Source organism: Pseudomonas sichuanensis, from assembly GCF_024749065.1.
Classification (GTDB): domain Bacteria; phylum Pseudomonadota; class Gammaproteobacteria; order Pseudomonadales; family Pseudomonadaceae; genus Aquipseudomonas; species Aquipseudomonas sichuanensis.
The window spans coordinates 740365-759110 of the sequence record NZ_CP087185.1; the positions used below are offsets into that span (position 1 = coordinate 740365).

The 18746-nt window shown below is 66.6% G+C and carries 18 protein-coding genes; 9 read left to right on the forward strand and 9 right to left on the reverse strand.

The window, feature by feature from the left end; translation table 11 throughout:
* Nucleotides 1-29 precede the first annotated feature (29 nt).
* The 3 genes from LOY51_RS03455 (at nt 30) to LOY51_RS03465 (ending at nt 3930) form a co-directional block, all read left to right on the forward strand.
* Nucleotides 30-1682, forward strand: a complete 1653-nt coding sequence (locus tag LOY51_RS03455; protein ID WP_258644456.1) for an acyl-CoA dehydrogenase family protein — start codon at nt 30-32, stop codon at nt 1680-1682.
* Nucleotides 1683-1806: 124 nt separating this feature from the next.
* The gene (gene amn / locus LOY51_RS03460) at nt 1807-3294 is read left to right on the forward strand and encodes an AMP nucleosidase (protein WP_190306030.1); all 1488 of its coding nucleotides are present in this window, start codon (nt 1807-1809) and stop codon (nt 3292-3294) included.
* 6 nt (nt 3295-3300) lie between these two features.
* A complete protein-coding gene (locus LOY51_RS03465; protein WP_125857318.1) occupies nt 3301-3930 on the forward strand; it encodes a pseudouridine synthase in 630 nt (209 codons plus the stop codon).
* A gap of 37 nt (nt 3931-3967) precedes the next feature.
* On the opposite strand, the gene LOY51_RS03470 is transcribed toward LOY51_RS03465, so the two are convergent.
* The gene (locus LOY51_RS03470) at nt 3968-4171 is read right to left on the reverse strand and encodes a DUF2788 domain-containing protein (protein WP_011535816.1); all 204 of its coding nucleotides are present in this window, start codon (nt 4169-4171) and stop codon (nt 3968-3970) included.
* A 53-nt stretch (nt 4172-4224) separates the two neighbouring features.
* Entirely contained in the window at nt 4225-4701 is a 477-nt protein-coding gene (locus LOY51_RS03475) for an Lrp/AsnC family transcriptional regulator (RefSeq protein ID WP_125462492.1), read from the reverse strand.
* 436 nt (nt 4702-5137) lie between these two features.
* Between LOY51_RS03475 and LOY51_RS03480 the strand changes: the two genes are divergently transcribed.
* Nucleotides 5138-5944, forward strand: a complete 807-nt coding sequence (locus LOY51_RS03480) for a DUF6515 family protein (RefSeq protein ID WP_258644458.1) — start codon at nt 5138-5140, stop codon at nt 5942-5944.
* Between the two features lie 147 nt (nt 5945-6091).
* Here LOY51_RS03480 and LOY51_RS03485 read toward each other — a convergent pair whose 3' ends face one another.
* Entirely contained in the window at nt 6092-6961 is an 870-nt protein-coding gene (locus LOY51_RS03485) for a cation diffusion facilitator family transporter (protein WP_125462494.1), read from the reverse strand.
* 25 nt (nt 6962-6986) lie between these two features.
* On the reverse strand, nt 6987-7406 hold the full coding sequence (gene pmcY / locus LOY51_RS03490) for a periplasmic Zn2+ metallochaperone PmcY (RefSeq protein WP_125462495.1): 420 nt from the start codon (nt 7404-7406) through the stop codon (nt 6987-6989).
* A 122-nt stretch (nt 7407-7528) separates the two neighbouring features.
* On the opposite strand from pmcY, the gene hrpB reads away from it, so the two are divergent.
* Nucleotides 7529-10057, forward strand: a complete 2529-nt coding sequence (hrpB, locus tag LOY51_RS03495; RefSeq protein ID WP_258644459.1) for an ATP-dependent helicase HrpB — start codon at nt 7529-7531, stop codon at nt 10055-10057.
* A gap of 51 nt (nt 10058-10108) precedes the next feature.
* Here hrpB and LOY51_RS03500 read toward each other — a convergent pair whose 3' ends face one another.
* Together LOY51_RS03500 and LOY51_RS03505 are read right to left on the reverse strand one after the other, a co-directional pair.
* The gene (locus LOY51_RS03500) at nt 10109-10600 is read right to left on the reverse strand and encodes a hypothetical protein (RefSeq protein WP_258644460.1); all 492 of its coding nucleotides are present in this window, start codon (nt 10598-10600) and stop codon (nt 10109-10111) included.
* Nucleotides 10601-10749: 149 nt separating this feature from the next.
* Entirely contained in the window at nt 10750-11406 is a 657-nt protein-coding gene (locus LOY51_RS03505; RefSeq protein ID WP_125857325.1) for a YciC family protein, read from the reverse strand.
* A gap of 156 nt (nt 11407-11562) precedes the next feature.
* Between LOY51_RS03505 and LOY51_RS03510 the strand changes: the two genes are divergently transcribed.
* Together LOY51_RS03510 and LOY51_RS03515 are read left to right on the forward strand one after the other, a co-directional pair.
* A complete protein-coding gene (locus tag LOY51_RS03510; RefSeq protein WP_125462498.1) occupies nt 11563-12306 on the forward strand; it encodes a DUF2076 domain-containing protein in 744 nt (247 codons plus the stop codon).
* Between the two features lie 157 nt (nt 12307-12463).
* On the forward strand, nt 12464-12943 hold the full coding sequence (locus tag LOY51_RS03515; RefSeq protein WP_258644462.1) for an NYN domain-containing protein: 480 nt from the start codon (nt 12464-12466) through the stop codon (nt 12941-12943).
* Nucleotides 12944-13075: 132 nt separating this feature from the next.
* On the opposite strand, the gene LOY51_RS03520 is transcribed toward LOY51_RS03515, so the two are convergent.
* Nucleotides 13076-13534, reverse strand: coding sequence for an Lrp/AsnC family transcriptional regulator (locus tag LOY51_RS03520; protein ID WP_125857327.1), 459 nt, complete (start codon nt 13532-13534; stop codon nt 13076-13078).
* Nucleotides 13535-13688: 154 nt separating this feature from the next.
* On the opposite strand from LOY51_RS03520, the gene yedA reads away from it, so the two are divergent.
* Complete coding sequence (gene yedA, locus LOY51_RS03525) at nt 13689-14585, forward strand: drug/metabolite exporter YedA (protein WP_110992753.1); 897 nt, start codon at nt 13689-13691, stop codon at nt 14583-14585.
* Between the two features lie 182 nt (nt 14586-14767).
* Nucleotides 14768-16099: an RNA helicase RhlE1 gene (gene rhlE1 / locus LOY51_RS03530; protein WP_258644467.1), complete on the forward strand. Its 1332-nt coding sequence runs from the start codon at nt 14768-14770 to the stop codon at nt 16097-16099.
* 108 nt (nt 16100-16207) lie between these two features.
* On the opposite strand, the gene LOY51_RS03535 is transcribed toward rhlE1, so the two are convergent.
* On the reverse strand, nt 16208-17449 hold the full coding sequence (locus LOY51_RS03535) for a TIGR03862 family flavoprotein (RefSeq protein WP_125861239.1): 1242 nt from the start codon (nt 17447-17449) through the stop codon (nt 16208-16210).
* 273 nt (nt 17450-17722) lie between these two features.
* The gene (locus LOY51_RS03540; protein ID WP_258644468.1) at nt 17723-18637 is read right to left on the reverse strand and encodes a histone deacetylase family protein; all 915 of its coding nucleotides are present in this window, start codon (nt 18635-18637) and stop codon (nt 17723-17725) included.
* Between the last annotated feature and the right edge of the window lie 109 nt (nt 18638-18746).

Below are 18746 nucleotides of genomic sequence, written 5' to 3' on the forward strand. Positions count from 1 at the left end.
AGGCATGAGCGGATCCATGAGGCCCCCCGATGAACCTGCACCAGTTCGCCGAAACCCACGAAGTCACCAATCAGCCGCCGCCCCTCGACGGCGCCAACCTGTACCGCCTCGACCAGCCCTTGCAGGAATGGTCGCGGCGCTTTGGCGCCGGCTGGGCCGAGCCGCGGATCGATGCCTACGGGGCACTGGCCGGCGGCCCGCTGATGGCCGCCGGGTTCCTCGCCAATGCGCACAAACCCGAGTTCAGCAGCCATGATCGCTACGGCCATCGGGTGGATCTGGTGGAGTTCCATCCCGCCTACCACGAGCTGATGCGCACCGCGGTCGAGCATGGCCTGCCCTCGCTGCCCTGGGCCGAGCCGCGCGCGGGTGCCCATGTTGCGCGGGCCGCCATGACCTACCTGCACAGCCAGGCCGAAGCCGGAACCGGCTGCCCGCTGACCATGACTTTCGCCGCCGTGCCGGCGCTGCGGCTGCAGCCGGAGCTGGCCAGCTACTGGTTGCCGAAGATCCTCGCCCGCGAATACGACCCGCGCAACGTCGGCGACCGGCACAAGGCCGGGGTGACCATCGGCATGGCCATGACCGAGAAGCAGGGCGGCACCGATGTGCGCGCCAATACTACCCGCGCCTACCCGGTAGGCGCGCCAGGCCCGGGCCAGGCCTATGAACTGGTGGGGCACAAATGGTTCTGCTCGGCGCCCATGTGCGACGCCTTCCTCACCCTGGCCCAGACCGACAAGGGCCTGAGCTGCTTCCTGCTGCCGCGCCACCGCCCGGACGACCAGCGCAACCAGTTCTATATCCAGCGCCTGAAGAACAAACTCGGCAATTGCTCCAATGCCTCCAGCGAGGTGGAGTTCCGTGGCGCCCTGGCGTGGATGATCGGCGAAGAGGGCCGGGGTGTGCCGACCATCATCGAGATGGTGGCCATGACCCGCTTCGATTGCATGGTCGGCTCCAGCGCGCTGATGCGCCAGGCGCTGACCCAGGCCGCCCATCACTGCGCCCACCGCAAGGTCGGCGGGCGGGTGCTGAGCGAGCAGCCGCTGATGCAGAACGTGCTCGCCGACCTGGCCCTGGAGAGCGAGGCGGCGCTGGCCCTGAGCCTGCGCATGGGCCAGGCCCTGGAGCAGCTCGACGACCCGCAGCAAGCGCATTTCGCCCGCCTGGTGACGGCGGTGGGCAAGTACTGGATCTGCAAGCGCGCGCCGGGGATGATCAACGAGGCTGCCGAATGCCTGGGCGGTGCGGGCTATGTCGAGGACAGCATCCTGCCGCGGCTGTACCGTGAGGCGCCGGTCAACTCGACCTGGGAAGGCTCCGGCAACGTGCAGTGCCTGGATGTGCTGCGGGCGCTGTCGAAGGAGCCGGGCGTGCTGGATGCGTTGTTCATCGAGCTGGGCGATGGCCATGGCGATCCACGCCTGGCGGCGTTCATCGGCAACCTCAAAGGGGCGTTTGCCGATACCGGCGACATTCAGTACCGGGCGCGGCAACTGACCGAAGACATTGCCGTGGCATTGCAGGCCAAGCTGCTGCTCGAGGCCGGTAATGCGACGGTCAGCGATGCCTTCATCGCCAGCCGCCTCGGTGGCGGTGGCCGGGTCTATGGCGCATTGCCGCGTGGAGTGGATGCACAGGCCCTGGTCGCGCGGGCTACGCCGGTCTGGGGCGGATAACGACATCGCGGGGCAAGCCCGCTCCCACGATGCCGTCGTGGGAGCGGGCTTGCCCCGCGAAAGGCTCAGCGCCGATTATCGGGGGTGTATTTGCCTGGCAACGCAGGCAAGATGGCTGTCATGCATGTCAGAAGACAGGAAGCCCAGCGTGAGCCAAGCGTTTGAAGTCGTTGATACCCCCGAACAGGCCGTCGACCGTCTGGCGGCCCTCCACGAGCAAGCCACCGGCGCCCTGAGCCAGGCCCTCAAGCGCTACCTCAAGGACCGTACCGAACCGGGCCAGGACGAGCGTGCGCTGTTCCGCTACCCGGCGCTGCGCCTGACCTACTTCAGCCAGGGCGAAGTCGCCGCCACCACCCGCGCCTACGCCAAGGTCCAGGTGGCCGGCACCTACAGCGTCACCGTCACCCAGCCCGCCGCGTTCCGTGGCTACCTGCTGGAGCAATTGCGGCCATTGATGCACGACTACACGGTGACCGTGGAAGTCGGCGTCAGCGAACAGAACATCCCGTACCCCTACGTGGTCGACCAGGGCGACGAACTGGCCGGCAGCGGCATCACCGCCGCGCAGCTGGCGCGGGTGTTCCCCAGCACCGACCTGTCGGCCGCCACCGACAACATCGCCGATGGCCTGTACGACTGGGAAAGCGCCGAGACTCTGCCGCTGGCGTTGTTCGACGCGGCCCGTGTCGACTTCTCGCTGCGCCGCCTGGTGCACTACACCGGCAGCGACTGGCGGCACATGCAGCCGTGGATCCTGCTGACCAACTACCACCGCTACGTCGACCAGTTCATCAGCCATGGCCTTGAGCAGTTGCGCGAGGACCCACGCTTCGTGCGCATGGTCCTGCCGGGCAACGTGGTCATCGAAAAGGGCATGGACAACGGCGAGGCCCAGGCCCTGGTGGCCAGCGTGGTCTGGCACCGCTACCAGATGCCGGCCTACCACCTGATCGCCGCCGACGGCGATGGCGTCACCCTGGTCAATATCGGCGTCGGCCCTTCCAACGCCAAGAACATCACCGACCACCTGGCGGTGCTGCGCCCGCACTGCTGGCTGATGATCGGCCACTGTGGCGGCCTGCGTCAGTCGCAGACCATCGGCGACTACGTGCTGGCCCACGCCTACATGCGCCGTGACGGCATCCTCGACCGCGTGGTGCCGCCGAACATCCCGATCCCGGCCCTGGCCGAAGTGCAGCTGGCGCTGCAGGAAGCGGCGGCGCAGGTTACCGGCGAGCGTGGCGAGGAACTCAAGAAGCGCCTGCGCACCGGTACCGTGCTCACCTACGACGACCGCAACTGGGAGCTGCGCTGGGCCCAGGAACGCCCGCTGATCAACCTGTCGCGTGCCGTGGCGGTGGACATGGAAAGCGGCACCATCGCCGCGCAGGGCTACCGGCTGCGGGTGCCGTACGGCACCTTGCTGTGTGTATCCGACAAACCGCTGCACAGCGAGATCAAGCTGCCCGGCTCGGCCAACGCCTTCTACAACCGCGCGGTCAGCCAGCACCTGAAGATCGGCATCGCCGCCCTCGACCTGCTGCGTACCGAGCTCAACTCGCTGCACTCGCGTAAACTGCGCAGCTTCGATGAGCCGCCGTTCCGCTGAGGATCCATGCCCCTGCCACCACGCAATACTCCGCGCCGCCCGGCGGCGCGGCCTTCCGGCCCACGTCGCCAGGCCAAGGTGCCGCCGGCCGAACCGCGCCTGATCCTGTTCAACAAGCCGTTCGACGTGCTCACGCAGTTCAGCGACGGCGAAGGGCGGGCCACGCTCAAGGACTTCATCGACATCCCCGGTATCTATCCGGCCGGGCGCCTGGACCGCGACAGCGAAGGTTTGCTGCTGCTGACCAACGATGGGCGCCTGCAGGCACGTATCGCCGACCCCAAGCACAAGCTGGCCAAGACCTACTGGGTGCAGGTGGAGGGTGAGCCGAGCGCGGAGCAGTTGCAGCGCCTGCGCGACGGCGTCGAGCTCAATGATGGCCCGACCTTGCCAGCCGAAGCCCGCTTGCTCGACGAGCCCACGCTATGGCCACGCAACCCGCCGGTGCGCTTTCGCAAGAGCGTGCCGACGGCGTGGCTGGAACTGGTGATTCGTGAAGGGCGCAACCGCCAGGTGCGGCGCATGACCGCGGCGGTGGGCTTGCCGACCTTGCGGCTGGTGCGGGTGAGGATTGGTGACTGGACAATCGAAGGGCTGGAGCAGGGGACGTGGCGGGAAGTGCCGCCGAAGCTCTGATCGCTATCGCCGATGCGACTTGCCCCGCGATAGGTCCCTAAACCCCTTCCAGAAACCCCACCACCACGCTCTTGATGATGAACGCCAGCACGCCCAGGCCCAGCACGAAGAACAGGATCAGCGTGCCGAAGCGGCCAGCCTTGGATTTTTTCGCCAGGTCCCAGACGATGAAGCCCATGAAGGCGATCAGCACGGTGACGAGGACGATCATCATCCACTCTTCGAATACGGCGGGATCCATCGGTCAACTCCAGGCAGGATAAGAGCCCGATCATACGCCGGGCGCGCAGGGTTTCAACGCAGGTGGGTCAATGGCAGCTCGGTGCTGGCCAGCACCTGGTTGAGCACGAAGCTCGAACGTACGCTGGTCACGCCGTCGATGCGGGTGAGGCTGCCGAGCAGCAGCTTCTGGTAGTGATCCATGTCTGGTACCACCACCTTGAGCTGATAGTCGGCGTCCATCCCGGTGACCAGGCTGCACTCCAGCACTTGCGGCAGGTTACGGATCGCCGCCTCGAAGGTTTCGAAACGCTCGGGGGTGTGGCGGTCCATGCCGATCAGCACATAGGCGGTCAGGCTCAGGCCGAGCTTCTTGCGGTCCAGCAGCGCCACCTGGCGCGAGATGTAGCCGTCGTCTTCGAGCTGCTTGACCCGGCGCGAGCAAGGGGAGGGCGACAGGCCGATGCGCTCGGCCAGTTCCTGGTTGGAGATGCGCGCGTCACGCTGCAATTCGGCAAGGATGCTCAGGTCATAGCGGTCGAGCTTGCTCATGAATAGGGCCTTTTCTGTTCGGATTGCGGCGAATTATCGATCCTGAGTGAAAAATTGCGCAAGCGGTATTTATCAGAGCAATCTTCGCAATCCTCTGCCCCCCAGGCTCGCCTATCTTTATCACCAGAATCACTGCCCGGACATCAGTCCACGGCGAGGCGCCCCAGACGGGCGCTCGCGGCCAGCCCTCCAACCGGATCGGCACGGCCCCCGGGCTACGCACTGCCCAGAAGGCGGCGCGAGGTGAGCCGGTACCACAAGTGCCGAGCACGGACGACAATTCCCGAAGGGAGGCCGCAAGGCCTCCCTTTTTTATTGCGCCGGTATTTCTGCTCGCGCTGCGCCCGGCCGCTGTCTGCTTTTTCATCAGCCGGCCTTGTGCGGCGCGTTAGACTGCCTGCAGTACAGGCAGGGGTCATTGACTGAGAGGAACAACATGAGGTCATGCATCTGGCAGTTGGCAGGTGTTGGTTTGCTGGGCATCGGTATCAGCCTGGGCGCCTTGGCCCAAGGGCCGGGAGACGGCCCGCAGGACCCCAATGGCGGGCGTGGTTCGCCGCTCAACTCGCGTGACGAAGTGCGCCAGACCCAGCCGCCACGCCAAGGCTATTACCAGGACATCCCGCGCCGGCATGACGACAACCGTCACTGGCAGGCCGGTGGCCCCGGTCAGCGACCAGGCGGCGACTGGTCGGGGCGGCCGGACGGCCATGGCGATGGTTGGGGCCCCGGGCCGCAGTATCGCCCCGGGCATACCGTCGATCGCTTCCCGGACCGCTCCTGGCAAGTGCCCTACCGCGGCCAGGATTACTACTACTCCGGTGGTTACTGGTATCGCCCCCATGGCGGCGGTTACGTCGTGGTCAGGCCGCCTTACGGGGTGAGGGTCAGCTACTTGCCGCCCTATGCGCGCGAAGTCTGGCTGGGCGGAGCACTGTTCTTCCTGGTGGCCGACACCTATTACCAGTACCAGGCCAGCAGCGCCGAGTACGTGGTGGTCAACCCGCCCACGGTGGCGCCAGCGCCGCAACCGGCAGGTGGTTACGATGTGATCGCCTATCCGCTGTATGGCCAGGGCCCGGAGCAGCAGGAACAGGACCGTTATCAGTGCCATCGCTGGGCCGTCAGCCAGAGTGGTTTTGACCCGGCAACCGCCAGCTATGCGCCGCCGCCGAACGTGGCAGACAGCTATCGACGGGCATTGGGCGCTTGCTTGAGCGGGCGGGGTTACAGCATCAACTGATGCCAAACTGTGGGAGCCGGCTTGCCGGCGATGCAGTTTTTGGGCACCGGCTTCGCCGGTGATCGCCGGCAAGCCGGCTCCCACAGGGTTATGCATTTCTTTAGACCAGCGCGGTCAAGGTGGGAGCTGGCTTGCCAGCGATGAGGCCTACACCGGATCTGCATGCACGATCACATCTGCCCGTGGATAACGCTCGCGGATCGCCTGGGAGGCCTGCACGCACAACCCATGGGCCTGATGCAGCGGCAGTTCACCCGGCAATTCCAGGTGCAGTTGCACGAACCAGTGGCTCCCCGACACCCGCGTGCGCAGGTCGTGCGCGCCCTTGACCCCAGGGATCGCCAGCACCGCTTCGAGCATGCGCTCGCCGATGTCGGCCGGCAGTTCCTGGTCCATCAGGATCGCCGTGCTCTCGCGGGCGATCTGCACCGCGCTCCACAGGATGTACAGGGCGATACCCAGGCCAAACAGCGCATCCAGCTGTGGCCAGCCCAGGCGCGCCAGCAGCAGGGCCAGCAGGATGCTGCCATTGAGCAGCAGGTCGGAGCGGTAGTGCAGTGAATCGGCGCGCACCGCGGTCGAGCCGGTGATACGGATCACCCTGCGCTGCAACGCCAGCAGCGCCAAGGTCAGCACCAGCGACAGCAGCATCACCGCGATACCTGCCCCGGTATCGCCCAGCGGCTGCGGCGACTGCAACCGCTGCACGGCCTGCACCCCGATCAATACCGCACTGACCCCGATGAACAGCGCCTGCGCCATGCCGGCCAGGGCTTCGGCCTTGCCGTGGCCAAAACGGTGGTCGTCGTCGGCCGGGCGCAACGCGTAGTGCACCGCGAGCAGGTTGAGGAAGGAGGCGACGGCATCCAGCGCCGAGTCGGTAAGCCCGGCCAGCAGGCTCACCGAGCCGCTCAGCCACCAGGCCACGGCCTTGCTCAGCACCAGGATGCTGGCCACCGCCAGGGATGCGCGGGTGGCCAGGCGCAGCAGGCGTTGGTGTTCGCTGGTCACGGTCATGCGCCGGGGTTCGTCCTTGTGGGTTTCAGGCTGCCGGTACCAGGCCGAGGGCCGCCAGTTGCTCGACGCTGCCGCGCTGCTGGATCAGCCGTGGGTCGTTCAGCGGCAGGCGCTGGCCCAGTTCGCTTTCGAGAATAGCCTGCAGCTTGATCCTGTCGACCTGGCCGTCGGCATTGATGGCGGGCTTGAGCTTGGCCGGGTCGACCTGCGCGGAGTAGCCGCCGGGGTAGTAGATGGCGCCCGTGGCGAAGTCGATGCCGAAGGCGATCAGGCCGGGGATGATGTAGAACAGCAGGCCGACGGCATCCAGCGCGGCGATCATCGGGTCGATCTTGCCTTCGATCTGCCCGCGACGGTCAGGGAAGAAAACCGTGCCGCAGGCCGTCAGTTGGGTCAGCAGGGTGGCGACAAGGGCGCCACCGATGACGCGGGAAGCGATGCGCATGTGAATCTCCGGTAAAGGTAACCACGACAAAGGGCGCGGCAGCGGCCGGCGCCTGAAGCTTAAGACCATGATAGGGCAGGCCAGGTTCGCCGTTATACTCGGGCGATTGTTCGAGGACCACCATGATTTCATTACCGATCGATGCCGTACTGCCTGACCTGCGCCTGGCCCTGGGGGCCCGCGACGAAGCCGTGCTCGAGGCGCCGCCCGGCGCCGGCAAGACCACCCGCGTGCCCTTGGCCCTGCTCGACGAACCCTGGCTGGCCGGGCAGACCATCCTCATGCTCGAACCCCGCCGCCTGGCCGCCCGCGCCGCCGCCGAGCGGCTGGCCAGCGAGCTGGGCGAGAAGGTCGGGGAAACGGTGGGCTATCGCATCCGCCTGGACAGCAAGGTTGGCCCCAACACCCGCATCGAAGTGGTCACCGAAGGCATTCTCACCCGCCGCTTGCAGAGCGACCCGGCACTGGAGGGGGTGGGGCTGCTGATTTTCGACGAATTCCACGAGCGCAGCCTCGACGCCGACCTGGCCCTGGCGCTGAGCCTCAATGGCCGCGGCTTGCTGCGTGACGAACTGCCGCTGAAGATCCTGCTGATGTCGGCCACCCTGGAGGGCGAGCGCCTGTCGCGGCTGCTGGATGACGCCCCGGTAGTCAGCAGCCAGGGCCGTATGCACCCGGTGGACATTCGTTGGAGCCGGCCCTTCCAGCCAGGCGAGTTCGTCGAACCGCGGGTGGTCGACTGTGTGCTGCAGGCGCTCGCCGATGAAGGCGGCAGCCTGCTGGTGTTCCTCCCCGGGCAGGCTGAGATCCGCCGGGTGCACCAGGCCTTGCAGGAGGCCCTGGGCGAGCGCCCCGGCATCCTGCTCTGCCCGCTGCACGGCGAGCTCGACCTGAATGCCCAGCGCGCAGCCATCGAACCGGCGCCCCAAGGCCAGCGCAAGGTGGTGCTGGCCACCAACATCGCCGAGACCAGCCTGACCATCGACGGCGTGCGCGTGGTGATCGATGCAGGCCTTGCACGGGTGCCGCGCTTCGACCCCGGCAGCGGCATGACCCGCCTCGACACCCAGCGCATCTCCCGCGCCAGCGCCACCCAGCGGGCCGGCCGTGCCGGGCGCCTGGAGCCGGGCGTGTGCTACCGCCTGTGGTCCGAGGCGCAGCATGATCAACTGGCGGCCCATGGCAGCGCCGAGATCCTCCAGGCCGACCTGGCCGGTCTGGCCCTGCAACTGGCGCGCTGGGGCGTACCGCCCGAACAACTGAGCTGGCTCGACCAACCGCCCACTGCCGCCTTCGCCCAGGCCCAGGACCTGCTGGCACGGCTCGGTGCCTTCAAGCCCGGCCAACGCGGGCAGTTGAGCGCCCACGGCCAGGCCATGGCCGAGTTGCCGGCGCACCCGCGCATCGCCCACCTGCTGCTGCGCGGCCAGGACCTGGGGCTGGCCGACATGGCCTGCGACGTCGCGGCCTTGCTGGGCGAGCGTGACATCCTGCGCGGCGGCGGCGCCGACCTGCATTCGCGGCTGAGCGTGCTCAGCGGTGAAAGCAGAACCTCACGCGGCGGCCAGGGCGGCGTGCAACGTGCCCGGCAACTGGCCCGGCAATACCGTGGGCAATTGCGTGGCAAACCCCGCAGCCCAGTGGCGGATCCCGAGCATCCGCGCTGGCTCGGTGCCCTGCTGGCGCTGGCCTACCCCGACCGTGTCGCCCAGCAGCGTCGCGAAGGCGGCGCCGAATACCGCCTGGCCAACGGCCGTGCGGCGCTGTTCGGCGAAGCCGATGCGTTGATGAAATGCCCCTGGCTGGTGATCGCCGACCTCGGCAGCCGCCAGGGCCAGCGCGAGGAGCGCATTTACCTGGCCGCCGAATTCGAGCGGGCACTGTTCGATGATGTGCTTGCCGAGCAGGTCGAACAGCTCGACCTGCTCGACTGGGACGAGCGCGAGCAGGTGCTGCGCGCCGAACGCCAGCGCAAGGTCGGTGAACTGGTGCTCAGCCGCGAGCCGCTGCCCGGCCTTGCCGATGATGCCCGCGCCAAGGCCTTGCTCGGCCTGGTGCGGCGCAAGGGCCTGAACCTGCTGACCTGGACCCCCGAACTGCGCCAGTGGCAGGCCCGGGTTGCGCTGCTGCGCCAACTGGACCTGGAGAAAGACGGCCAGAGCGAGTGGCCCGACCTGTGCGACGACGCGCTACTGGCCAGCCTGGAAGACTGGTTGCAACCGTACCTGGGCAAGGTCTCACGCCTGAGCCATTTCGCCGCGCTGGACCTGTCGTCGATCCTGCGCAACCTGCTGCCCTGGCCGTTGCCCCAGCGCCTGGACGAGCTGGCCCCGGCGCATCTGAGCGTGCCTTCGGGCTCGAACATCCGCCTGGACTACAGCGAACAGCCGCCGATTCTTGCCGTGCGCTTGCAGGAGCTGTTCGGCCTGGCCGACACCCCACGCATCGCCGGTGGCCGCCTGCAAGTCAAGCTGCACCTGCTGTCACCGGCACGCCGGCCGGTGCAGGTCACCCAGGACCTGGCCAACTTCTGGCGTACCACCTATGCCGAAGTGAAGAAGGATTTGAAAGGGCGTTATCCCAAGCACTACTGGCCGGACAACCCGCTGGTGGCCGAGGCCACGGCGCGGGCCAAGCCCAGAGGCACCTGACGAGGCTGGGCAGGCTAACCGGCGGGTGCCAAGGATGTCCCGAGAGCATCCTTACAAGGCACGTACGATCAGGTACTCGCACAGCTCGCCGGTTTGCACGGTGAGGCCAGCGACATCTGCACCATTGCCCGGCAACGCCTTGACCTGATGACCCTGCTGATCCCGGAGCAGGCACATGACCCGGTCTTTTTGCCACTCGAGCGGTTGTACCTTCCAGTACTGTTGCGTACTTGCTCGTGGATAGAGGCCGAGTCGCCCGTTGCTGTCGATGTCCAGCTGCCGTGTGCTGTCTCTGGCCAGCGACAGCGTGAAGTGAAGGCGCTCGGGCCCCTTGGAATGAAAGCGGAAGAGGAAGGCTTCGGCCGGGTCGGTACCTCCAGTCTGCAGCCAGCCCGTATCACTGCGAACATCCACCCCGAAACTGAAATCGTGGCGTGTGGCTTGCAGGTGAATGGGCGACCAACGCTGGCCTTGCCGTAGGTAGATCTGGCCGATGAAGGAATGGCCATCGGCCCAGGCGTTTGCGGTTTGGGACATGCTCAAGCTGAGTTCTCCTGAATGTGCGCTGCGCCAGTCGAAGTTCGGGCTGGAGCGACGCTCATTAGGCAGCAGGTGGGCAAAGGGGGGCAGCTTGAGCGGTTTCCTGGTCGTGTGGTGGTTCCTCGTGCCTGGTGATCAGGCACGGACCAAACTCAGGCCGCCGCTTCGCTCTCCAGCAGCATGAACAGGCGGTACAGCACCACGGTGCTGAACAGCTGCAGGAAGCCGCTGAGGCTATCCAGGGCCAGTTGCACGCCTGGCTGCGGCTCGGGGAATACCGTCAGCAGCAAGCCATCGATCAGCCACAGCGGCGCCAGCACCGACAGCATGCACACCATGATGCGCATGAAGTGCCCGGTGGTCATGCGCGCGCTGGTGCGCATCGACTCGACCACTGGCAGGCCGCGCAGCACCAGCAGGTATTCGGCGAACACCAGGTTCACCATGATCCACACGCCCGGGAAGATGAACAGCATCAGGCCCGCCATGATCAGCAGCGAGCTGATCAGGATCAGCAGCGCCAGCGCCGGCCACAGCTGCAAGGCGCGGGCGAACAGGTTGCGCTTGGCGATCGCGTCGCCGTTGCTGCGGGTGTCGAGGTAAAGGATCAGTGCCGCGCTGTACAGCGGGTAGAACAGCAGGCTGACCAACATGCCGTAGGCAGGCGAAGCCTGCTCGCCAAGCTCGCGGTAGAGCAATTGGCTGCACAGTGCCTCGAGCACCACCAACGGCAGGCACAACTGAAGGATGCTCACCAGGTGGCGGCGGAAGAAGTACAGGGAGTCGCGCAGAACGCTCAGCGGATTCATCGGTCAACATCGCATGGCAGAAAAAGCAGGGCGTAACTTTAGCCCAGACCGCTCGCTTGCTGAAAAAAGTTTCATGGCCCGGGCGATTGAATCGCCCGGCCGGGCCCCCCATCTTTGAGCCTGTCCGCTGTCCAGTTCAGCCCATGAGGTCGCTTGATGAACACTGAAGAACAAACCCTGATCGACGGCCTGTTCGGCCGCCTCAAGCAAGCCGAGGACCCGGCCCAGCCGCGCGATGCCCAGGCCCAGGCGTGCATCGAGCAGCATCTGCGCCAGCAGCCAGCGGCGCCGTACTACATGGCCCAGGCGATCCTGGTGCAGGAGGCTGCGATCAAGCGCCTGGACGAGCAGAACAAGCAGCTCGAGGCCGAGCTCAAGCAGGCCCGTGCCCAGGTTGAAGCGACCCGTTCCAGCGCCGGTAATGGTGGCGGTGGTTTCCTGTCCAGCATCTTTGGTGGCGGTGCCGGTGCCCGCAGCCCGGAACCACAGCGCTCGGTTGCGCCGCCGCCGTCCGCTGCCGGTGGCTGGCGCGAGCCTGCCCCGCAAGCCTACGCCCCTCCTCAACCACAGCAGGGCTTCGGCGCGGCGCCTGCGCCGGCACGCAGTGGCGCCAGCAGCTTCCTTGGCGGGGCGATGCAGACGGCCGCCGGGGTGGCCGGCGGCGTGCTGCTGGCCCAGGGCATCAGCAGCCTGTTCAATCATCACTCGCAGCCTGAAGAGGTGGTCGAGGTGATCAAGGAAGAACCCGCGCCGGCCAGCGACACAGGCGGCTGGAACGACCAGGGTGGCCAGCAGCAGGTGGCCGACAACGGTGGCTGGGGTAGTGACCAGGGTGGTTTTGCCGATACCGACTACGGCAGTGATGATGGCGGCTTCTTCTCGGACGACGACTACGTCTGAGGGCTCTGGCATACTCGCTGGCACTCGGGGGCGCGTTGCGCCCCTTTCGCGGGCAAGCCCGCTCCCACAGAAGGCCGCGCATAACCTGTGGGAGCGGGCTTGCCCGCGAAAGGGCTCTGCAACAGCCTCCTTCACGGATTCAGCGAGGTCACCACGCGTGAAGAGAATCGCCCTGTTCGCCGACGTGCAGAACCTCTACTACACGGTTCGCCAGGGCCACGGCTGCCATTTCAACTATGCCGCGCTGTGGGCCGAGGTCAGCCGCGAAGGGCAGATTGTCGAAGCAGTGGCCTACGCCATCGACCGCGGCGACAGCAAGCAGCAACAGTTCCAGCAGATCCTGCGCAACCTCGGTTTCGAGGTGCGCCTCAAACCCTACATCCAGCGTGCCGATGGCTCGGCCAAGGGCGACTGGGACGTGGGCATCACCCTCGATGTGATCGAGGCGGCGGCGCGGGTCGATCAGGTGGTGCTGGCCTCCGGTGATGGGGATTTCGACTTGTTGCTGGAGCGGGCGATGCAGCGCCACGGCGTCGAAACCGTGGTCTATGGCGTGCCAGGGCTGACGGCGTTGTCGGTGATCCGCGCGGCCAGCCGCTACGTGCCGATCGAGGGCAAGCTGCTGCTGCGTCGTTGAAGGCCAATCGCGGGGCAAGTCGCATCGGCGCACCGCCGCTCCCACACTGATCGCGGCAAGTTTTTAAATTGTGAACAAAACAGTTGCTCCCATAGTAATCGTGGGAGCGGGCTTGCCCCGCGATTGGCTATTTCATCCCTTCCTGCCATTGCCCTCCAGATGCCCCAGCGGCACCCGCCGCTCCACCGCACTCGACAGAATGATCGAGGTCTTGCTGAAGCCCAGCTGAGACACCCGGTTGATCAGCGCCTCCAATTCACCCATCGAAGCCACCGCCGCCTGCATGATCACGCAAGGGTCGCCGGTGACCCGGTGGCACTCGGTCAATTCAGGGATGTTCGCCAGCACGTCATAGGCCTGCTGGTTGCCATGGCTGGCCAGGCGCAGCTCCATCACGCACTGGATCGGCAGGCCGATCTTTTCCAGGTCGACCTTGGCCGTGTAGCCACTGATCACCCCGCTGGCCTCGAGCTTGGCGACCCGCTCGGCCACCGCCGGGGCCGACAGGTTGACCTGGCGCGCCAGCTGCGCGTAAGTGGCCCGGCCGTCTTCCAGCAGGGCGGCGAGGAGCATGCGGTCGTATTTGTCCATGGCGATTCCTGGTGGCTTTGCAATCGATGGTCAAGGCTGTGCATAACCATGCTTTGCAAAGTGTTTCGGTGATTTAAACGTGTTTTGTAACTTAAGTTTGCCCGTGGCCCTTTCTAAACTAAGCCACCCGTAAACGGATTTCGAGCCCCCTGCCATGACTGCCTCCCGTCGCTTCCCCTTGCTGCTTGTCGGCGCCTTTCTTGCCCTGTACCTGGTCTGGGGCTCGACCTACCTGTTCATCCGCATCGGCGTGGAGTCCTGGCCACCGCTGATGATGGCGGGTGTGCGCTTCGTGATTGCCGGCAGCCTGCTGTATGGCTTTTTGCGTTGGCGCGGGGCGCCGGCTCCCACCTGGGCGCAATGGCGCGCGGCCGGGGCGATCGGTTTTTTGCTGCTCAGCTGCGGCAACGGTGGCGTGACCCTGGCCGAGCACGCCGGGGTAGCCTCGGGCGTGGCTGCCTTGGCGGTGGCGACCGTGCCGCTGTTCACCCTGGTGTTCGGCCTGCTGTTCGGCCACCGCAATTCGCGCCTGGAATGGGCGGGCATCGCCCTCGGCCTGGTGGGCATCGGCATGCTCAACATGGGTTCGAACCTGCAGGCCAGCCCCATGGGTGCTGCGCTGATCCTGTTTGCCGCGGCGGCCTGGGCCTTCGGCTCGGTGTGGAGCAAGCAACTGCCGCTGCCCCAGGGCGCCATGGCCAGCGCCGCGGAAATGCTGGTGGGCGGTGCCGCGCTGCTGATCGGCAGCGCTCTGAGCGGTGAGCGTCTGACCCAGATGCCCAGCGCCGCTGGTTGGGGCGCGCTGGCCTACCTGGTGCTGTTCGGTTCGATCCTCGCCTTCAGCGCCTACATGTACCTGCTCAAGCACGTGCGCCCGGCGGCGGCCACCAGCTATGCCTACGTCAACCCGGCAGTGGCGGTGTTGCTGGGGATCGTCTTTGCCGGCGAGCAGATCGGCGCCGAGGAGTGCCTGGCGATGGCGGTGATCATCGGCGCGGTGGTGCTGATCGGCCTGCCGCAGTGGCGCAAGGCGCCTGCGGCGGTGAGCTGACGTCAGCGACGAGATGTCGTGTCCGTGGGAGCGGGCTTGCCCCGCGATACCGGCGTAGCCGGTGCCATCCAATCGCGGGGCAAGCCCGCTCCCACGAATGCCCGCTCCCACGAAACCCCACTCCCCCTACAGCCCATTGCGTTAAACTTGCCGCCTTCGCTGAACCCCCTGACGGTATTGCCATGAATTTCGCCCAACTCGGCCTGATCGAACCGCTGCTGCGCACCTTGCAGACGCTGGACTACAGCACACCCACCCCGGTCCAGGCCAAGGCCATCCCCGCCGTGCTCGCTGGCCGCGACCTGATGGCCGCCGCCCAGACCGGCACCGGCAAGACCGCAGGCTTTGCCCTGCCGGTGCTGCAGGGCCTGGCCCTGGAAGGCGAGAAGGTCGCCAGCAACTCGATCCGCGCGCTGGTGCTGGTGCCCACCCGCGAACTGGCCGAGCAGGTCCACGCCAACGTGCGCGAATATGCCGAGAACCTGCCGCTGTCCACCTACGCGGTATACGGCGGGGTCAGCATCAACCCGCAGATGATGCGCCTGCGCCGTGGCGTCGACCTGCTGGTGGCCACCCCCGGCCGGTTGCTCGATCTGTTCCGCCAGAACGCCATCAAGTTCGGCCAGGTGCAGACCTTGGTACTCGACGAAGCCGACCGCATGCTCGACCTGGGCTTTGCCGAAGAGCTGCGCTCGGTGTACGCCGCGCTGCCGCGCAAGCGCCAGACCCTGCTGTTCTCGGCCACCTTCTCCGAGCAGATCCGCCTGCTCGCCGGCCTTGCGTTGAACGACCCGCTGAGCATCGAAGTCAGCCCGCGCAACGCCGCCGCCACCACCGTCAAGCAATGGCTGGTGCCGGTGGACAAGAAGCGCAAGGCCGACCTGTTCTGCCACCTGCTGCGCAAGCAGCGCTGGTCCCAGGTGCTGGTGTTCGCCAAGACCCGCAACGGCGTGGACCAGCTGGTCGAGCGCCTGCTCGCCGAAGGCGTCAACGCCGATGGCATCCACGGCGATCGCCCGCAGGCCACCCGCCAGCGCGCGCTGGACAGCTTCAAGGCCCGTGAGGTCCAGGTGCTGGTGGCCACCGATGTCGCCGCGCGCGGCCTGGACATCGACGACCTGCCGCTGGTGGTCAACCTCGACCTGCCGATCGTGGCCGAAGACTACGTGCACCGCATCGGGCGCACCGGCCGTGCTGGTAACAAGGGTGAGGCGATCTCGCTGGTGTGCGCTGACGAAGTGCAGATGCTCGCGTCGATCGAGACCTTGATTCGCCAGCAGTTGCCACGCCATGAAGAGCCGGATTTCATCCCTGATCACCGGGTGCCGATGATCGATGCCAGTGGCCAGGTGGTGAAGAAACCGAAGAAGCCTAAAAAGCCGAAAGAGAACAGCGCCAAGCGCGGGCTGGGGCGTTGGATGGACAGCGACGAGGGCGGGGCCGCGGCGCCGTCGGTCAAGGCGGTGCGCAAGGTGCCGAGCTTTAACGGTGGGCCGCGCAAGCGTAAGCCATAAGCTGGCACGAGCCCTGTGGGAGCGGGTTCACCCGCGAAGAATCCAACGCTGTGTATGGCACGGGCTTCGCCCGTGTTCGCGGGTAAACCCGCTCCCACAGGGGGCGGGTCAGCTTTGGAGTTTCAGCCAGTCTGCTGCTGCCTTACCCGCCCGCAATCCGCTGGCAAAGCACGCCGTCAGCAGATACCCCCCGGTCGGCGCCTCCCAGTCCAGCATCTCGCCGGCGCAGAACACCCCGGGCATGGCCCGCAGCATCAACCCCTCATCCAGCGCCTCGAAGCGCACCCCACCAGCACTGCTGATCGCCTCATCCAGCGGCCGCGTGCGCACCAGCGTGATTGGCAGCGCCTTGATGGCTGCCGCCAGGCGCTCGGGGTCGGCAAAGGCCGCCTGATCGGTCAGCTCACGCAGCAGCGCCGCCTTCACCCCCTCGATCCCCAACTGGCTGTGCAGGTGCTTGGCCATCGAACGCGAGCCACGGGGCTTGGCCAGGGCCTGGGCGATCTTGTCCACAGGCCGGTCCGGCAGCAGGTCGAGCAGCAAGGTGCCACGCCCGTCGCGGTTGATCGCTTCGCGCACCGCCGCCGACCAGGCATACACCAGGCTGCCTTCAACGCCTTGCGCGGTGAGGATGAACTCACCTTTGCGCGGCACCGCGCCGGGCACGCTCAGGGCAATGTTCTTCAGCGGCGCGCCGGCGAACTTGCTTCGCAGAAGTTCGCTCCAGCCCGCCACCTCGAAGCCGCAGTTGCTCGCCTGCAGCGGCGAGATATCCACAGCCCGTTCGCCGAGCAGCGGCACCCAGGCGCCGTCCGAACCCAGGCGTGCCCAGCTGCCGCCGCCGAGGGCGAGCACCACGGCGTCGGCCTGGAGCTGCAATTCCCCCTGTGGATAAGCGATCCGCAAGGCACCTTCGGCCGTCCAGCCCAGCCAGCGGTGGCGCGTGTGGATAACTACCCCGGCCTCGCGCAGGCGCTTGAGCCAGGCGCGCAGCAGTGGCGCGGCCTTCATGTCGCGGGGGAACACCCGGCCCGAGGTGCCGATGAAGGTTTCGATGCCCAGCCCGTGAATCCACTGGCGCAGGGCCTCGGCGTCGAAGTGGCGCAGCAGGCCGTCGAGCTCGCCCTGGCGCTCGGCGTAGCGCCCGACGAAGGCGGGGTAGGGCTCGGAATGGGTGATGTTCATGCCGCCAACCCCGGCCAGCAGGAACTTGCGGCCCACCGAAGGCATGGCATCGAACACCTGCACCGCCGCCCCGCGCCGGGCCAGTGCCTCGGCGGCCATCAGGCCGGCGGGGCCGCCACCGATCACGGCGACAAGGGGAGGGGAGGCAGGGCGAGGATCGTTCATGGTCGGCAGCAGGCTGTGGAAAAGAGCGCGCATTCTACCCCAGCCAGGCATCTGCAAGTACTGTTCAAAAAATGATCAGTATCTTGCAGGCCAGGCAGACAAAGGGCTGGAGGTGCTTTCCCGCAGGTTATCCACAGCCGGTTCCACAGTCATTGTGAACAACCATGGCGCCTACCGCGTAGCGCTGATCAAAAAACGATCAAGACTTTGCAGGCCACGCAGGCAAAGGGCTGTAGGCGCTTTCCAGCAGGTTATCCACAAGCGGTTCCACAGTCATTGTGAACAACCCATGACACGCGCCGCGCTGTGGTGGAGGATGCCGTGGCGCCGGGCCAGGGCTTCGCGATCCTTGCTGTAGCCGCCGCCGATCACCCCGACCACCGGGATATCGCGGCCCAGGCACTGGCGCAACACATGTTCGTCGCGGGCGGCCAGGCCTTGGTCGGTCAGTTGCAGGTAACCCAGGGCGTCGTCCTTGTGCACATCGACACCGGCGTCGTACAGCACCAGGTCTGGCTGGTACAGCGGCAGCAGGTAGTTGAGCGCGTCCTCGACCACCTTCAGGTACGCGCTGTCGTTCATGCCGCGGGGCAGGGGAATGTCCCAGTCGCTTTTGGCCTTGCGGGCGGGGAAGTTCTGCTCGCAGTGCAGCGACACGGTGATCGCCTCGGGGGTGTCGTGCAGGATGCGCGCGGTGCCGTCGCCCTGGTGCACGTCGCAGTCGAAGATCAGCACCCGGTGCACGCGGCCGGCTTCCAGCAGGTAGCGGCTGATCACCGCCAGGTCGTTGAAGATGCAGAACCCGGCCGGGTGGTCGTAGTGGGCATGGTGGGTGCCGCCGGCCAGGTGGCAGGCGATGCCGTGCTGCAGGGCCAGTTCGGCCGTGAGCAGCGAGCCGCCCACCGCGCGCACCGTGCGCCGCGCCAGCGCCTCGCTCCAGGGCAGGCCCAGGCGGCGCTGGTCCTCGCGGGACAGTTCACCGTGCATGTAGCGCTCGATGTAGTCGCGGTCGTGGGCCAGGGCGAGGATGTCGTTGGGGCAGATCTCGGGGCGCAGCAGCGCCGCGTCGGTGGTCAGCCCGCTGTCGACCAGGTGGTCGCGCAGCAGGCGGAACTTGTCCATCGGGAAGCGATGGTCCGGCGGGAATTCAGGGCTGTAGTCGTCGTGGTAGATCAGCGGCAGGGGCATGGCGGTTTCGTGAGGTGGGCCTGTGCCGATCTTGCCAGTTTTGTATTGGCAATGTGGGCCCAATCGCCGGCAAGCCGGCTCCCACAAGCATCAGTGCAGCCCTGTGGGA

What these genes read in the sequence shown, in the direction of transcription:
- LOY51_RS03505 (WP_125857325.1), bottom strand. Translation starts at nt 11,406, where the DNA reads ATGAATCCGCTGAGCGTTCTGCGCGACTCCCTGTACTTCTTCCGCCGC.
- pmcY (WP_125462495.1), bottom strand. Translation starts at nt 7,406, where the DNA reads ATGCGCATCGCTTCCCGCGTCATCGGTGGCGCCCTTGTCGCCACCCTG.
- LOY51_RS03520 (WP_125857327.1), bottom strand. Translation starts at nt 13,534, where the DNA reads ATGGACAAATACGACCGCATGCTCCTCGCCGCCCTGCTGGAAGACGGC.
- LOY51_RS03455 (WP_258644456.1), top strand. Translation starts at nt 30, where the DNA reads ATGAACCTGCACCAGTTCGCCGAAACCCACGAAGTCACCAATCAGCCG.
- LOY51_RS03465 (WP_125857318.1), top strand. Translation starts at nt 3,301, where the DNA reads ATGCCCCTGCCACCACGCAATACTCCGCGCCGCCCGGCGGCGCGGCCT.
- LOY51_RS03470 (WP_011535816.1), bottom strand. Translation starts at nt 4,171, where the DNA reads ATGGATCCCGCCGTATTCGAAGAGTGGATGATGATCGTCCTCGTCACC.
- yedA (WP_110992753.1), top strand. Translation starts at nt 13,689, where the DNA reads ATGACTGCCTCCCGTCGCTTCCCCTTGCTGCTTGTCGGCGCCTTTCTT.
- rhlE1 (WP_258644467.1), top strand. Translation starts at nt 14,768, where the DNA reads ATGAATTTCGCCCAACTCGGCCTGATCGAACCGCTGCTGCGCACCTTG.
- LOY51_RS03535 (WP_125861239.1), bottom strand. Translation starts at nt 17,449, where the DNA reads ATGAACGATCCTCGCCCTGCCTCCCCTCCCCTTGTCGCCGTGATCGGT.
- LOY51_RS03510 (WP_125462498.1), top strand. Translation starts at nt 11,563, where the DNA reads ATGAACACTGAAGAACAAACCCTGATCGACGGCCTGTTCGGCCGCCTC.
- LOY51_RS03485 (WP_125462494.1), bottom strand. Translation starts at nt 6,961, where the DNA reads ATGACCGTGACCAGCGAACACCAACGCCTGCTGCGCCTGGCCACCCGC.
- LOY51_RS03475 (WP_125462492.1), bottom strand. Translation starts at nt 4,701, where the DNA reads ATGAGCAAGCTCGACCGCTATGACCTGAGCATCCTTGCCGAATTGCAG.
- hrpB (WP_258644459.1), top strand. Translation starts at nt 7,529, where the DNA reads ATGATTTCATTACCGATCGATGCCGTACTGCCTGACCTGCGCCTGGCC.
- amn (WP_190306030.1), top strand. Translation starts at nt 1,807, where the DNA reads ATGTCAGAAGACAGGAAGCCCAGCGTGAGCCAAGCGTTTGAAGTCGTT.
- LOY51_RS03480 (WP_258644458.1), top strand. Translation starts at nt 5,138, where the DNA reads ATGAGGTCATGCATCTGGCAGTTGGCAGGTGTTGGTTTGCTGGGCATC.
- LOY51_RS03540 (WP_258644468.1), bottom strand. Translation starts at nt 18,637, where the DNA reads ATGCCCCTGCCGCTGATCTACCACGACGACTACAGCCCTGAATTCCCG.